Origin of the sequence: Luteibacter sp. Sphag1AF (assembly GCF_014192715.1) — a bacterium.
GTDB lineage: Bacteria > Pseudomonadota > Gammaproteobacteria > Xanthomonadales > Rhodanobacteraceae > Luteibacter.
The window spans coordinates 360,744-374,654 of record NZ_JACHYH010000002.1; the positions used below are offsets into that span (position 1 = coordinate 360,744).

Genomic DNA, 13,911 nt, shown 5'->3' on the forward strand with positions numbered 1-13,911 from the left:
TTAAACGGTCTTAACATTATCGGCTTGCGCGCCTTTTTGACCCTGTGTCACCTCAAAAGTGACCTTCTGGCCTTCCTGCAGCGACTTAAAGCCGTTGCCCACAATGGAACGGAAGTGAACGAATACGTCGGCCCCACCATCATCCCGGGAGATGAAACCAAAGCCCTTCGCATCGTTAAACCACTTTACCGTGCCATGAATCATGTCGCCCATAACACCCACCTCAATCCAGACTCTTGAAATACCGGCCAGACGGCCGATGACGTGCTGAGCAAGGAGGACGGGTGATGCGATGGAGCGGATATCTCGCTTTCATCGGGTCACTCGCGTGACCACACAAACGCAGCGACTTAGATATTACTCACATCTGGCGAGAGTTCTGTAGGAAAAAACCTACAACTGTCGGAATATTGACGCACAGGTCTCAATTCTGAAAAGAAGTGGCCAGGGTCAATAAATTGCGCCCATAAAAAAAACCGGGCGTTGCCGCCCGGCTTTTTTGGTACAGCAGGTCGAAAGGCCTTAGACGGCCTTCACTTCCTCAGCCTGAAGGCCCTTCTGGCCGTTCACGACGTTGAAAGAAACCTTCTGACCTTCGGCAAGGCTCTTGAAGCCATTGCCCTGAATGGCACGGAAGTGCACAAACACGTCGGCGGTACCGTCATCCGGCGAAATAAAGCCGAAGCCCTTCGCGTCGTTGAACCACTTAACCGTACCAGTCTTGTTATCAGCCATCACACACACCTCGATCCACACATAAAAAAATCGGCTTGCCAGCCGACGACTTACTGAGCATGCAGGAACGGGTGAGGCGATGTAGCGAAAGGTATCGCAGCATCGGGCCACTCGCGTGACCGCGCAAACACAGCATGTCGATCATAACGAGTTTCGGGCGAAGTTATGTAGGGGATTGCCTACAAAGATGCCTTTTCTCGCGTTTTGTTGTGAATTCTGAGTGAATTCAGGCAAGCCAGAATGATAAAACTACAAAAGAACCGAACATCAGTGCCCGGCTCTTTCGTTGCCAGATGTCGAAACCGTTAAACGGCCTGGACTTCCTCAGCCTGAAGACCCTTCTGGCCATTCACGACCTTGAAGCTGACGCTCTGGCCTTCGACAAGCGACTTGAAGCCATTGCCCTGGATGGCGCGGAAGTGAACGAACACGTCCGGACCACTTTCACGCTGGATGAAGCCGAAGCCCTTAGCGTCGTTGAACCACTTAACGGTGCCGATCTCACGATCTGACATAGAAACACTCCACTTTACATTGCTTTAGTTGGCGCTGACCTGCAAAAGCCAGCCTGTGAAACAGATAAAAGTCGCCCTCCGAAATGCCGGAAGCCAACTTACTGGATTGCAAGGAACGCGAGGAGCGGAACGATGTGGCAGACACAAAATCAGCGGCATCGGGTCAACAAAACTCTTTGACCCCGGCAAACACAGTGGAAGGATCATACCCCCACCCCGGCCAAATAGCGATGTGCCGACCCATCCCTTGCCTGAACAGCCAGCGCCGGTGGCGCGGATGGCCCGCAATCTCGCCCCGCCCTGACATTACATTCACTCCCCGCCATCGCATGCTTGGCGCTACCGCGATGCCCTCAGGCCTTGAGCCCGTGGGCCTGTCCAACACCCATCCCAAGGGGGAATCCGCATGAATACCCGTCCGCTCACCCGCCTGGTTCCACTCGCATTCTGCGCTCTCGCGCTGGCCGCCTGCGCAGATCACAAGGCCAAGCCGACCACCACGACGACGCGCACCAGTACCGAAACCGTGACGGCACGGCCCGCATCCGGCACGACGACCACCACCAAGACCGGCACAACGACGCGCACGCCCCGCACCTCGACAGCTGCCCTGCCGGACAACACCGGCATCGCGTCGTGTGATGAGTATCTGGCCAGTTACAAGAGCTGCCACCTGGCCGCCGGCATCTATAAGACCTCGGACATCGAGAACCGCTACGAAGACATGCGCACCAGCCTGCTGCGCCAGTCGCAGGACCCGGACATGCGCGACCAGCTGAGCGCCCGCTGCACGTCGCTGGCTTCCCAGTTGAAGGAAGCCCTGCACGGCAAGTCGTGCGCCGATGTGCCGGTACCTGCCCCGGCCTCGACCCGTTAAGCCTTCTTGCTCAACATGCGGTTGAGCCCCGCCGCCAGTGCGCGGGGCTCGCTGCGACGAACAGTTACAGCCGGCGTGCCGTGCCATTGCGCGCACTGCTGAAGCATCAGTACGAGAGCACGCATCAGCGCGTCGTCGGCCCGAACCCCGTCTTCCAGCCAGAGCCCCTTCACCTCGAAGAGGCCGTCCTTCCGGTACGCCTTCGCATCAAGGCGCCCGACGAGATGGCCGCGGCAAAGGATCGGCAGCGTGAAGTAGCCGTACTGGCGCTTCGCCTCCGGTGTGTAGCACTCCAGCACATATTCAAAGCCGAACATGGCCAGTACCCGCGCCCGATCCCACACCACGGGATCAAAAGGCGACAGTAAGGTTGAGCGCGTCGCTCGCAAGCCCGAGCGTGCTGCGACCTGCAACGCATCGCTGTGCGTCCGGTGCACATAGCCAGGATCGTCCCAGCCGTCCACGCTTACTTCGATCAACTCACCGGAGCGAACCAACGGCGCAAGCTCTTCGTCCGCTATGCGTTTGGGCAAACGGTAATAGTCCGCTATCCAGCGGGCCTGCGTGACGCCCAGGGCACGAACGCTGTCGCCCATCAGGTGCGCGCGCAACGCGGTGTCGTCCAGCACTTCGGAGGTAAGTGGCTGCGCCCAGGCACTGTGCACGCGTTCGGCCAGATCGTAGATGCGCTGAAACCGGTCGCGCCGCGCCACCATCAGATCGCCCCTGGCGAACCACGCCTCCAGCCAGCGCTTCTCTGGCTTCCACCCCCACCATCCCGTGCCACCTGGCGTTTCGCGCTCGAAATCGCTTGCGCGCACCGGGCCTTCGGCACGGATGCGCGCAAGCAACGCATCCATATCGGCGCGCGCTCCCTCGTACACCTCCGACGCACGACGGTGCGCCCAGTGACCCGCGCGACTCAGACGGAAATCCCGGTGATACCGATAGTCTTCTGCCGCAACAAAGCAGGCTTCGTGCGCCCAGCATTCGGCGAGCCGGCCTTCGGCCAGCGCGTCTTCCAGCCACTCCATCGGGTACGTGCCCAGTCGCGAAAAAAGCACCAGATATGGACTGCGTGCCACGACGTGGATCGTGTCGATCTGCAACATGGCCATGCGGCGGATGGCAGCCACCACGTCATCACGACGCGCGCGCCGCGTGGGCGCGGTGAGCAGTCCTTGGGCATGGAGATGAAGCAGTTGAGCCGAACGCGGAGAAAGCCGGATCACGGTCAATGTGCACAACCTGTCTGAACCCCGTGACGTCCCGGTGCAGGCGTCTTTCGGGTTGGGTTGCCATTAAATCGTTACTTGCTAGCGTGGGCAATGAAACCCATCGCGGCAGGTAAGCGATGGCGGCTCACCAGGCTCTCTCTGAAGGAAGCTAAGCCATGAACAAATACGTTCGCACCATGCTTGCTGGTACCTCACTGCTGTTTGCCGGCGTCCTGTTTGCGCAGGATGTTCCGCCCCCGTCGCAGCCGCTTCCGCCCCCGCCACCGGCGGAAGCCCCGCCGCCGCCCCCGCCGGGTGACATGCCGCCGCCTCCCCCGCCGCCTGGCGACATGGGGGCGGGTAGCACCACCATGTCGACGCCGCAGGGACAGGTCACGGTGAATCAGGCACCCAATCCGATGCCGCAGGCGGGTCCGGCGCCGGACTTCGCCACGCTGGCTGGCGGAAAGCAGTACATCACCGAGTCCCAGGCGTCGGCCTATCCGCTGCTGGCCAACGACTTCCAGTTCGCGGACAAGAACCGCGACGGACACATTTCCAGAAGCGAATACCAGGCGTGGCTGAAGCATAAGTAAGAGCCCCACTGGCGGGAGAGGCGTCCCTCTCCCGCCACGGCGCGGTCCATTGCACAAAATTCACACATCCGTGCCGGATACACTCCCTTCAGCCTGCGGGCATTAAAGGGAGCTTTTGCGAATGAAACGACTGACGACGGCCACCGCCGTGGGTGCGCTTGCGTGCCTGAACATGGGAACGGCCCTGGCGCAGAATCCCGACCCGATGGACATCCGGGCCTGCTCGGCCATCGAGACCGACGCGCAACGCCTGGCCTGCTATGACAAGGCCACCGGTCGCACACAGATGGAAACGGCCAATCGCCGGCAGGATCGTGCCGCGGCCGGTTCCGAAGTGGTGACCCGCGCCGCGCCCGCCAGCCACGACGTGGATCGCGCGCAGTCGCTGCTGGACAGCCGCTGGGAGCTTTCGCCCGAATCGAAGCTGGGTACGATGAATCTGCGCGGCTATCGCCCGACGTACGTGCTGCCGTACTTCGTGACCAGCAACCAGAACCAGACACCCCACAGCCCTGCCCCGGACCACACCGTCGAAACGCCCGCCGGGTTGCAGAACGCGGAAATGAAGTTCCAGCTCAGCCTGAAAACCAAGGTGTGGCAGGGCGTGTTCGGCGACCAGGGCGACCTGTGGGTCGGCTACACCCAGTCCTCGCGCTGGCAGGTCTACAACAAGGAACTCTCGCGCCCGTTCCGTGAAACCAACTACGAGCCCGAAGCGATGCTGGTGTTCAACACCAACTATCAGATCTTCGGATGGACCGGACGCATGGCAGGCATCAGCCTTACCCATCAGTCCAACGGCCGCAGTGATCCACTGTCACGCAGTTGGAACCGCGTCATTGCCGACGTGGGCTTCGAGCGCGAAGGCTGGACCGTGATGCTGCGTCCGTGGTGGCGCATCCCGGAAGACCGCAAGACCGACGACAACCCCGACATTTCCAATTACATGGGCCGCGGCGAAGTGCAGATCGTGCGCGAATGGGGTGCCAACGAATTCGCACTGGCGGCGCGCCATTCGTTCCGCAGCGGCGCCGACTCCCACGGATCGCTGCGCTTCACCTGGAGCTTCCCGCTGGTCAACAACCTGCGCGGCTTCATGGAAGTGTTCAACGGTTACGGCGAAAGCATGATCGACTACAACCATCACGCGACCTACCTGGGTCTGGGCGTGTCGCTGCTCGACTGGTACTGAACAAAGAAAGGGCCGGAATGACCCGGCCCTTTCTCAAACGCAGGCCCGAAGGCCCTCACAGGTTGCCCTGCGATCAGTGGTGATGACCACCTTCGCCGTGCACGTGACCGTGCTGGAGTTCTTCTTCGGTGGCTTCGCGCACGCCCGTGATCTTCACGTCGAAGTGCAGCGTCTGGCCGGCCAGCGGATGGTTCGCGTCGATGGTCACTTCGTTGCCGACCACGGAGGTCACGGTGACGTTGATGCTGCCCTGGTCGTTACGGCCCTGGAACTGCATGCCCGGCTGCAGGTCTTCCACGCCCGGGAATGCTTCGCGCGGCACGACCTGGACCATTTCGTCGTGACGGATGCCATAACCTTCTTCCGGCTTCACGTCCACCTTGAACGCGTCACCCACCGAATGGCCTTCCAGCGCCTTTTCCAGGCCCACCACAATGTGGCCTTCGCCATGGATGTAAGCCAGCGGTTCGCGACCTTCCGAGCTGTCGATCACAGTGCCCTGGTCGTCGGTCAGCGTGTAATGGAAGGAAACGGCGTGGCGATTGGCAATCTGCATGAAAAACTCGCTGATAGGGGAATTGAGGGGCATAAGGCTAGGGGAGCCGCGCTTTGACTGCAAATCCCGAGGTCTTTCCGGGGCATTCTTGCTGCGCCGCAACCCGCGAAAATGCCCGGATCTGCTAGCGTTCGCGGTTTGTCATTGCTGGAATGGCCCCGCATGTTCGACTGCATCCTGATAGCCAACCGTGGCGAAATTGCCTGCCGCGTGATCCGGACCTGCCGCCGCCTCGGCATCCGGACAGTGGCGGTCTATTCAACCGCTGACGCGGACGCCCAGCACGTGCGCCTGGCCGACGAGGCCTACCCCATCGGCGGCCCGCGGCCGGCTGAGTCGTACCTGCGCGGCGACGCCATCATCGAGGTAGCCCGGAAGGCCGGTGCCCAGGCCATCCATCCCGGTTACGGCTTCCTGTCTGAAAACACCGATTTTGCCCGCGCATGTGCCGATGCAGGCATCGTTTTCATCGGCCCGCGCCCGGAAAGCATTGATGCGATGGGCTCCAAGGCGGCCGCCAAGGCGCTGATGGAAACCCATGCCGTGCCGCTGGTGCCCGGTTACCACGGTGCAGATCAGGACCCGGCACGGCTTGCACTCGAAGCTGAGCGTACGGGCTTCCCGTTGATGATCAAGGCGGCCTCGGGCGGCGGTGGCAAGGGTATGCGCATCGTGCGCGACGCAGCCTCGTTCGCCGAAGCACTGGCCTCCGCCCAGCGCGAAGCGGCCAACGCGTTCGGCAACACGCGCGTGATTCTTGAGCGTTACGTCGAGCATCCGCGCCACATCGAGTTTCAGGTGTTCGGCGACACCCAGGGCAACGTCATCCACCTCAACGAGCGCGAATGCTCCGCCCAGCGCCGTTACCAGAAAGTGCTGGAAGAAACGCCCTCCCCGTTCCTCGACGCGCAACGGCGTGCCCGCATGGGCGCTGCGGCCGTGGCCGCCGCGCAGGCAGTGAACTACGTGGGCGCAGGCACGGTGGAATTCATCGTGGCGCAAAACGGCGAGTTCTTCTTCATGGAAATGAATACGCGTTTGCAGGTGGAACATCCGGTCACCGAAGAAACCCTCGGTCTGGACCTGGTGGAATGGCAGTTGCGCATCGCCTCGGGTGAACCGCTGCCGCTGGCACAGGAAGACATCCGGGCGCACGGCCATGCCATTGAGGTTCGCCTGTATGCCGAAGATCCCGAGCAGAACTTCCTGCCCGGCTCCGGCACCCTGCGCCGGCTGGTGCTGCCGCGCGCAAACGCGCACGTCCGCCTGGACGGTGGCGTGGTGGAAGGCGATACGGTCACCATTTTCTACGACCCGATGATCGCCAAGCTCATCGTCCATGACGTTGACCGCCCGTCCGCCCTGCGCCGCCTGCGCGAAGCGCTTGCTGCCAGCAGCATCGTGGGGCCGAAATCCAACATTGCCTTCCTTGAGCGGCTGGTCCGCCATCCGGCTGTCGTGGAAGGTCGCATCGACACCGGCTACCTCGACCGTCATCTCGAAGAATTCCTGGCCGGCGACACGCAGACCGATCCGGAAACGCTGTTTGCGGCCGCCACGGCAGCCTTGCTGACCGAGGAAGCTACCGTGCAGGCGAACGACCGTTATCCGGGCTCGCCGTGGGCCACCATGGATGCCTGGCGCATCGGCCATCAGGGCAAGCGCATCGTTGCGCTGATGGAAGGTCATGTGCGGCACGAAGTGGAAGTGCACGGTTACGCGGGACACTACACGCTGGTGCACGCCGGACAGCGCTGCGTCATCTCCGGAGCACGCCTCAGCGACACGGCACTGAGCGCCCGCTTCGACGACGAGGCCCGCCGCGTACCGCTGCTGGTCAGTCATGGCCGCATCGGCGTGCACGATGAGGCCGGACAGCGCTGGACGTTCGAGCAGGCGCCTGCGTTCGCCTATGTCAGCAGCGAGGCCGCGAGCGCGCGGCACGTCACCGCACCGATGCCCGGTCGCGTGGTGCTGCTTAAGACCAACGTCGGTGACACGGTGGAAGAAGGCCAGGAACTCATGGTCATGGAAGCGATGAAAATGGAACTGGCCTTGAAGGCCCCACGCGCCGGCACCATCGAATCCATTCATGCCGCTCAGGGCGATTTCGTGGATGCGGACAGCATCCTGATCCGCTTGCGCGACGCCGACTGACCCGGGAAACGCGCCATGCATGATTCCAGCTACGTACGCATCGTCGAAGTGGGCGCGCGCGACGGCCTGCAAAACGAAAAGACCCTGCTGCCCACAGCGATGAAGATCGAACTGATCGACCGCCTTTCCGCCACGGGTCTGCCCACCGTAGAGGCCACCAGTTTCGTCAGCCCGAAATGGGTGCCGCAGCTTGCCGACGCCGCCGACGTGTTCCGGGGCATCCGTAAGGCATCCGGCGTGGCCTACCCCGTGCTGGTGCCCAATCTTCAGGGTTACGAGCGCGCGCGCGACGTGGGCGCCACCGAGGTGGCTGTATTCACTGCCGCCTCCGAGGCGTTCAATCGCGCGAACATCAATGCGTCCATCGACGAATCCATCGAGCGATTCATCCCGGTGATGGAACGCGCAAAGGCCGACGGTGTGCGCGTGCGCGGTTACGTGTCCACCGTGCTGGGCTGCCCCTATCAGGGCAAGGTTCCCGTGACCGACGTGGTGCGGGTGGCGCGCCGCCTGCACGACCTTGGCTGCTACGAGATTTCCCTGGGCGACACCATCGGCGTTGGCACGCCTGCTGCCGCACGCGCCATGCTGCACGCGGTGGCGGCAGAAGTGTCCATGGATGCCCTGGCCGTCCACTTCCACGACACCTATGGGCAGGCGCTGGCCAACATCCTGTCCTGCCTGGAAGAAGGCGTGCGCGTGGTGGACAGCGCCGTATCGGGAACGGGCGGTTGCCCGTACGCCAAGGGCGCCACGGGCAATGTGGCCAGCGAGGACGTCGTCTACATGCTCCAGGGCATGGGCATGCGCACGGATGTCGATCTGGATGCGCTCGTCGCTACCGGCGCGTGGCTCGCCACGCAATTGGGCAAAACCACCGAAAGCCGGGTCACCCGGGCCCGTACCACGCACTGATCGAACGGGTTTCCCCCATGACCATTTCGTTCCGCCTTCGCCCTGTGCACGTCGAAGACGACGCCAGTGTCGCCAGCATCATTCGGCAGGTCATGCCCGAATTCGGCGCTGACGGCCCCGGATTCGCCATCCACGACGCCGAAGTCGACAGCATGACCGCCGCTTATGGCGTCCCTGGCCGCGCGTATTTTGTGTTGATCGTGAACGATAAGGTGGTGGGCGGTGCCGGCATCGCCCCGCTGGATGGCGGCGAGGCGGATGTGTGCGAACTGCGCAAGATGTATTTCCTGCCCGAAGCACGCGGCATCGGAGCAGGCGGCGCCATGATCGGGCGCTGCCTGGATGCCGCCCGGGCCATGGGTTACCAGCGCTGCTATCTGGAAACGCTCAGCGGCATGGATGCGGCCCAGGCGCTGTACCGGCGCCATGGCTTTCGTGAAATCAGTGGTCCCATGGGCGGCACGGGACACTTCAGTTGCGATAAGTTCTTCCTTCGCGACCTTTGACGGAAGAACCCGCCTTGTCCCAGCCGCCGCAACTCCTTTTTGCCATCGACGACCCGGGTCGCACGGACGTGCAGCCGCTCATCGCGCAGCTTGATGGCTACCTGTCGGGCCTCTACTCGTCCGACAGCCACGAAACCATCGGCGTGGAAGCCCTGCGACGCCCCAACGTCACCTTCATGACGGCGCGCGTGGATGGCACCCCGCTGGCCTGTGGCGCGTGCGTCGATCATGGCGGCTATGTCGAGCTGAAACACATGTACGTGCTCCCGGCCACGCGCGGCATGGGCCTGGGCAAACAGATGCTGGAAGCGCTGGAAACCCAGGTGCGTGCCGCAGGTGGCCGCATCGTGCGCCTGGAAACGGGTACGGCGCAGACCGAATCCATCGAACTTTATGAGCGCGCAGGCTATCGTCGCTGCTCCCCCTTCGGCGATCACTTTGCCAACCCGTCGAGCATTTTCATGGAAAAGCACCTGTGATCCGCGTTGCCACCGGGCACGACGCCGCGGCATGCCATGCCATTTACGCCCCCGTGGTCGAAACCAGCGCCATCACGTTCGAAACCGGACTGCCCGGAGACGAGGCCATGCGCGAGCGCATCCTCACCCGCATGCAGACCTACCCGTGGCTGATCTGGGAAGAAGACGGGCAAGTGCTGGCATACGCGTATTGCGGCCGTTTCCGCGAGCGCGCGGCATACGACTGGATTGCGGAAACCTCCATCTACGTGCACGAAAACGCCCGTCGCCGCGGCATTGCGCGGCGTCTTTACGGCACCCTGCTTGAGGTGATGAATCTCCAGCACATCAATCAGGCGGTGGGCGTCATCACCCTGCCTGGTGATACCAGCGTCGCACTGCATGAATCCATGGGATTCGAGCCGGCCGGTGTCTGGCGCGACGCGGGCTACAAACTCGGCCGCTGGTGGGATGTGGGCGTGTGGCAGAAAACGTTGCACACCCCGCCTGCCGATCCCCAGCCCATGCGCGCCTTTCCCACACTGATCGGCACGCCCGAACTCCACGCCGTGCTTGAGGCTGGCGCGGCATAACGCTGCTGCCGCGCCTCTTTCGTTACCATGGCGCCCCTTCTCTTTCCCCGCGAGCCATTCCCATGCATCTCGAACAGGTCAAAGCGATCATTACCGGCGGCGCCTCCGGCCTCGGCCACGCGGTAGCCCAGAAACTGGTGGCTGCGGGCGGGCAGGTCGCGCTGTTCGACGTCAACGAAGAAAAGGGTCACGCCGCGGTCGCCGCCCTGGGTCCGCACGCCAGCTTCCAGCGCACCGACGTCACCTCCGAAGATGGTGTGGCCGCCAACGTGGCCAGGGCCCGTGACGCGATGGGTGGCCTGAACGTGGTTATCAATTGCGCCGGCATTCTTGGCGCAGGTCGCGTGCTGGGCAAGGAAGGCCCGATGCCGCTGTCGACGTTCGCCACTACCGTGATGGTCAACCTCGTGGGCAGCTTCAACGTGGCCAAGGCGGCCGCATCGCTGATCCAGAGCAATACCGCAGGCGAAGACGGCGAACGCGGCGTCATCATCAACACCGCATCGGTGGCCGCGTATGAAGGCCAGATCGGTCAGGCCGCTTATGCCGCCTCCAAGGGTGGCGTGGTGGGCATGACGCTGCCGATGGCGCGCGAACTGTCGCGCTTCGGCATCCGCGTGGCCACCATTGCGCCGGGTATTTTCTGGACGCCGATGGTCGACTCCATGCCTGCGCAGGTGCAGGAATCGCTCAGCGCGTCCATTCCGTTCCCGTCGCGCCTGGGCAAGCCGGAAGAATTTGCGGACACCGTCGCCTTCATTCTCACCAGCCGCTACATCAACGGCGAGACCATCCGTCTGGATGGCGCCGTGCGTCTGGCTGCCAAATAATCATTCATCGTCACATCCACGCACTCACCACCGGCTCATCCCATGAAAGCATCCGAAGTCAAAAAAGGTAACGTCGTCGAACACGAAGGCACCGTGTATCAGGTGCGCGACATCGAACGCAGCTCTCCCAGCGCGCGCGGCGGCAACATCACCTATCGCTTCACGCTGTACACGATTCCGGCCGGCCGCAAGTTCGACCTCAGCCTTCGCTCGGAAGACGAACTGAAGGAAGTCGATCTGGTTCGTCGCGAAGCCAACTTCTCCTACATGGACGGCGAAGCATTCGTCTTCATGGACAAGGAAGACTTCACCCAGTACATCCTCGACGCCGCCGTGGTGGGCGAGAACGCCGGCTACGTGGTCGAGGACATGGACGGTTACTACATACAGGTGATCGACGATGCACCGGTTGGCCTGCAGATTCCCACCAGCGTCGTGCTGACCGTGACCGAAACGGCTCCGGAAATGAAGGGCGCCAGCGCCACCAAACGCACGAAGCCCGCCACATTGCAGACCGGCGTGGAAATCCAGGTCCCCGAGTACATCACCACGGGCGAGAAGGTCACGGTCAACACGCTGACCGGCGAGTTCGCGGGTCGGGCGTAAACGCCCTCCCGCTCCTGTCCCAGTCAGCCAGCATGGGGCAGAATCACAGACTCATCGGACGAGTCAACGAGAAGCCATGACCACGGGCGGCTATTCGCTCCGCGCCAGCGTGCTGGACAGCCTCATCAAGACCAAGCGGCCCGACGTGCCCATGCGCGTCGCGCTGCGCAACACGGCGGCCGTGGTGCTGCCGCTGGTGCTCGGCGTGTACCTGGGCTACCCCCAGGTCGGCATCGGCATCGCGGCCGGCGCGCTGGACACCATGTTCTCGGACCAGCCCGGTCCCTATCAGCAACGTCTCAGTCGCCTGTTCCTTGCCGCGCTTGCGGCAGGACTGGCTTCGCTCGTCGGCTTCCTGATGGGCTCATGGGTGTTGCCCATGGCCATCGCTACCGCGCTGTGCGGCTTCTTCGGCGGCATGCTCGTGGTCTTCGGCCCGGACATCGCACGCGTAGGCATGACCAGCATGCTGCTGCTCGTGATCACCGCCGCCACGCCCAAGGGCATCGACGATGCACTGATCGGTGGGGGACTGATTTTTTCCGGCGGCATGCTGCTCGCCCTGTTCTCCGTTGCCGCGTGGCCACTGCAACGCTATCGACCCGAGCGTCAGGCGCTGGCGAATGTATATCGCGGGCTCGCGGAGCTCGCACGACAACGCGAGAACGACAGCGACGCGCCCGGCCTCACCGACTCCATGACCGTGCTGCAAACCACGCTGCTCGGCCGCCATCGTGCGCGTGGCCGCGCGATGGAAGCCTTCCGCGTGCTGCTTGAACTGGCCGAACGCATCCGTCTTGAACTGGTGGCCATGGGTGAACTGGATCGGCGCCGCGACGGCATGCAGGACATGTTCCGCGCCGACGCCGCGCGCGTGCTTGCCGCCACTGCCGACGCACTGGACGACGCCGAACCGCCCGAGCGTGCCGAACGTGCACTCAACACCCTTCAGGCCAGCGAGCGCGCCCTGCTTGGCGGCAGCGCGGGCGAAGGCATGACCGCCCATATCCGCGCACTGTCCGGCCAGCTGGCAGCGGCGGTGCGAAACACCAACTGGGCAGGCAGCCGCGGCGAGCTACGCGCACAGGCGGCAGAAACCGCGTTGCCGGAAGCGCTACGCAGCGCCTCCACGCTGGCAACCCTGCGCGCCAACCTCACGCCCAACTCGGTGGCCTTCCGCCACGCGGTGCGCTGCGCGGTGGTGCTGACGCTGGCGTTTGTGGTCTCGCGCTACGCCGAGCTGCCACACGGCTACTGGCTGCCGATGACCGCGGCCATCGTGCTGCGCCCGGACTTCGCCGCCACGCTCAATTTCGGACTGCTGCGCGTGGTCGGCACCATCCTGGGCCTGGTGCTGACCTCCTTCCTGCTCAGCATCACGCCCAATGTCATCTGGGCACATATCGCGCTGATGGGTGTGCTTTGCGTCGCCTTCCGCTATCTGGCCACGGCGCACTACGGCATTGCCGTGGCCGCGCTCACGGGCACCGTCGTGGTGCTGTTGTCATTCGAGGGCGTGGACTCGGCCGCCGCCATGTACGACCGCGTGCTCAACACCGCGCTGGGCAGCGGCCTGGCGCTGCTTGCGTACGTGCTCTGGCCCACATGGGAGCGCAACCGCGCGCGCGTGGCGCTGGCCGAGATGCTGGACGCGTACGCCACCTATGTGCGCGTGCTGGCCGCCCCCGATTCACGCACGCACCGGCACGATGCCCGCACCGCCGCACGCACGGCGCGCACCAACGCGCTGGCATCCGTGGACCGCCTGCGGGCCGAACCGGGCACCCCGGCGCATCTGCAGGAACTTGCCGAAACGATGTATGCCAACGGCAATCGCCTGGCCCGAACCGCCATGACGCTGGAAGCCCTGATCGACGGCGAGACAGTGCCCGCCGAGTGGATTCTGGTGGCGCCCTTCATCACGGCCTGCGCCGACCACCTGCACGAGCAGGCCCTGGCGCTGGGCGAGGGCCGCGAGCCCGTGCCGCCGGCTGACCTGCGTGCCATGCAGCGCCAGCTGGCCGAGCACATGGCACGCATGCGCGACCGGGAGCTGGCCGACTCCATCGACCGGGTCACCGACCGTCTCACCGACAACGTGGACACCATCGGGCACGTGATTGCCCGCCGCAACGCGGAGGCCTGAGCGGCGTTGTTG

The 13,911-nt window shown here is 63.6% G+C and carries 16 protein-coding genes; 11 read left to right on the forward strand and 5 right to left on the reverse strand.

Going from position 1 to position 13,911, the window contains the following annotated elements; all coding sequences use genetic code 11:
• The 3 genes from FHW69_RS08650 to FHW69_RS08660 form a co-directional block, all read right to left on the reverse strand.
• Complete coding sequence (locus tag FHW69_RS08650) at positions 1-204, reverse strand: cold-shock protein (protein ID WP_183422807.1); 204 nt, start codon at positions 202-204, stop codon at positions 1-3.
• 318 nt (positions 205-522) lie between these two features.
• Positions 523-735, reverse strand: a complete 213-nt coding sequence (locus FHW69_RS08655; protein WP_183422638.1) for a cold-shock protein — start codon at positions 733-735, stop codon at positions 523-525.
• A gap of 305 nt (positions 736-1,040) precedes the next feature.
• Positions 1,041-1,250 (reverse strand): cold-shock protein, encoded by a 210-nt coding sequence (locus tag FHW69_RS08660; RefSeq protein WP_183422639.1) that lies wholly within the window; start codon positions 1,248-1,250, stop codon positions 1,041-1,043.
• Positions 1,251-1,656: 406 nt separating this feature from the next.
• On the opposite strand from FHW69_RS08660, the gene FHW69_RS08665 reads away from it, so the two are divergent.
• The gene (locus FHW69_RS08665) at positions 1,657-2,127 is read left to right on the forward strand and encodes a hypothetical protein (RefSeq protein ID WP_255494715.1); all 471 of its coding nucleotides are present in this window, start codon (positions 1,657-1,659) and stop codon (positions 2,125-2,127) included.
• On the opposite strand, the gene FHW69_RS08670 is transcribed toward FHW69_RS08665, so the two are convergent.
• Entirely contained in the window at positions 2,124-3,359 is a 1,236-nt protein-coding gene (locus FHW69_RS08670) for a crosslink repair DNA glycosylase YcaQ family protein (protein ID WP_343203997.1), read from the reverse strand. The genes FHW69_RS08665 and FHW69_RS08670 overlap by 4 nt on opposite strands.
• Positions 3,360-3,520: 161 nt before the next feature.
• On the opposite strand from FHW69_RS08670, the gene FHW69_RS08675 reads away from it, so the two are divergent.
• Both FHW69_RS08675 and FHW69_RS08680 read left to right on the forward strand, forming a co-directional pair.
• On the forward strand, positions 3,521-3,940 hold the full coding sequence (locus tag FHW69_RS08675; protein WP_183422640.1) for an EF-hand domain-containing protein: 420 nt from the start codon (positions 3,521-3,523) through the stop codon (positions 3,938-3,940).
• A 172-nt stretch (positions 3,941-4,112) separates the two neighbouring features.
• The gene (locus FHW69_RS08680) at positions 4,113-5,132 is read left to right on the forward strand and encodes a phospholipase A (protein ID WP_255494735.1); all 1,020 of its coding nucleotides are present in this window, start codon (positions 4,113-4,115) and stop codon (positions 5,130-5,132) included.
• 73 nt (positions 5,133-5,205) lie between these two features.
• On the opposite strand, the gene FHW69_RS08685 is transcribed toward FHW69_RS08680, so the two are convergent.
• A complete protein-coding gene (locus FHW69_RS08685; protein ID WP_183422642.1) occupies positions 5,206-5,688 on the reverse strand; it encodes a peptidylprolyl isomerase in 483 nt (160 codons plus the stop codon).
• A gap of 162 nt (positions 5,689-5,850) precedes the next feature.
• Between FHW69_RS08685 and FHW69_RS08690 the strand changes: the two genes are divergently transcribed.
• From FHW69_RS08690 to FHW69_RS08725, 8 genes are all read left to right on the forward strand, one after another.
• Positions 5,851-7,845 (forward strand): biotin carboxylase N-terminal domain-containing protein, encoded by a 1,995-nt coding sequence (locus tag FHW69_RS08690; protein WP_183422643.1) that lies wholly within the window; start codon positions 5,851-5,853, stop codon positions 7,843-7,845.
• A gap of 15 nt (positions 7,846-7,860) precedes the next feature.
• Complete coding sequence (locus tag FHW69_RS08695; RefSeq protein WP_183422644.1) at positions 7,861-8,760, forward strand: hydroxymethylglutaryl-CoA lyase; 900 nt, start codon at positions 7,861-7,863, stop codon at positions 8,758-8,760.
• A 17-nt stretch (positions 8,761-8,777) separates the two neighbouring features.
• Positions 8,778-9,266: a GNAT family N-acetyltransferase gene (locus FHW69_RS08700; RefSeq protein ID WP_183422645.1), complete on the forward strand. Its 489-nt coding sequence runs from the start codon at positions 8,778-8,780 to the stop codon at positions 9,264-9,266.
• Positions 9,267-9,280: 14 nt separating this feature from the next.
• Positions 9,281-9,745 (forward strand): GNAT family N-acetyltransferase, encoded by a 465-nt coding sequence (locus tag FHW69_RS08705; RefSeq protein ID WP_183422646.1) that lies wholly within the window; start codon positions 9,281-9,283, stop codon positions 9,743-9,745.
• Positions 9,742-10,317 (forward strand): GNAT family N-acetyltransferase, encoded by a 576-nt coding sequence (locus FHW69_RS08710; protein WP_183422647.1) that lies wholly within the window; start codon positions 9,742-9,744, stop codon positions 10,315-10,317. The genes FHW69_RS08705 and FHW69_RS08710 overlap by 4 nt, the downstream gene beginning before the upstream one ends.
• A 62-nt stretch (positions 10,318-10,379) precedes the next feature.
• Entirely contained in the window at positions 10,380-11,147 is a 768-nt protein-coding gene (locus FHW69_RS08715) for an SDR family NAD(P)-dependent oxidoreductase (RefSeq protein WP_183422648.1), read from the forward strand.
• A 42-nt stretch (positions 11,148-11,189) separates the two neighbouring features.
• Positions 11,190-11,753 carry an elongation factor P-like protein YeiP gene (yeiP, locus tag FHW69_RS08720; protein WP_183422649.1) on the forward strand — a complete coding sequence of 188 codons (564 nt, stop codon included), beginning with the start codon at positions 11,190-11,192 and terminating at the stop codon, positions 11,751-11,753.
• 76 nt (positions 11,754-11,829) lie between these two features.
• A complete protein-coding gene (locus tag FHW69_RS08725; protein WP_183422650.1) occupies positions 11,830-13,899 on the forward strand; it encodes an FUSC family protein in 2,070 nt (689 codons plus the stop codon).
• The last annotated feature ends 12 nt before the right edge of the window (positions 13,900-13,911 follow it).

Coding starts and splice junctions, on each gene's coding strand:
- FHW69_RS08650 (WP_183422807.1), bottom strand. CDS start 204: ATGATTCATGGCACGGTAAAGTGGTTTAACGATGCGAAGGGCTTTGGT.
- FHW69_RS08655 (WP_183422638.1), bottom strand. CDS start 735: ATGGCTGATAACAAGACTGGTACGGTTAAGTGGTTCAACGACGCGAAG.
- FHW69_RS08660 (WP_183422639.1), bottom strand. CDS start 1,250: ATGTCAGATCGTGAGATCGGCACCGTTAAGTGGTTCAACGACGCTAAG.
- FHW69_RS08665 (WP_255494715.1), top strand. CDS start 1,657: ATGAATACCCGTCCGCTCACCCGCCTGGTTCCACTCGCATTCTGCGCT.
- FHW69_RS08675 (WP_183422640.1), top strand. CDS start 3,521: ATGAACAAATACGTTCGCACCATGCTTGCTGGTACCTCACTGCTGTTT.
- FHW69_RS08680 (WP_255494735.1), top strand. CDS start 4,113: ATGGGAACGGCCCTGGCGCAGAATCCCGACCCGATGGACATCCGGGCC.
- FHW69_RS08685 (WP_183422642.1), bottom strand. CDS start 5,688: ATGCAGATTGCCAATCGCCACGCCGTTTCCTTCCATTACACGCTGACC.
- FHW69_RS08690 (WP_183422643.1), top strand. CDS start 5,851: ATGTTCGACTGCATCCTGATAGCCAACCGTGGCGAAATTGCCTGCCGC.
- FHW69_RS08695 (WP_183422644.1), top strand. CDS start 7,861: ATGCATGATTCCAGCTACGTACGCATCGTCGAAGTGGGCGCGCGCGAC.
- FHW69_RS08700 (WP_183422645.1), top strand. CDS start 8,778: ATGACCATTTCGTTCCGCCTTCGCCCTGTGCACGTCGAAGACGACGCC.
- FHW69_RS08715 (WP_183422648.1), top strand. CDS start 10,380: ATGCATCTCGAACAGGTCAAAGCGATCATTACCGGCGGCGCCTCCGGC.
- yeiP (WP_183422649.1), top strand. CDS start 11,190: ATGAAAGCATCCGAAGTCAAAAAAGGTAACGTCGTCGAACACGAAGGC.
- FHW69_RS08725 (WP_183422650.1), top strand. CDS start 11,830: ATGACCACGGGCGGCTATTCGCTCCGCGCCAGCGTGCTGGACAGCCTC.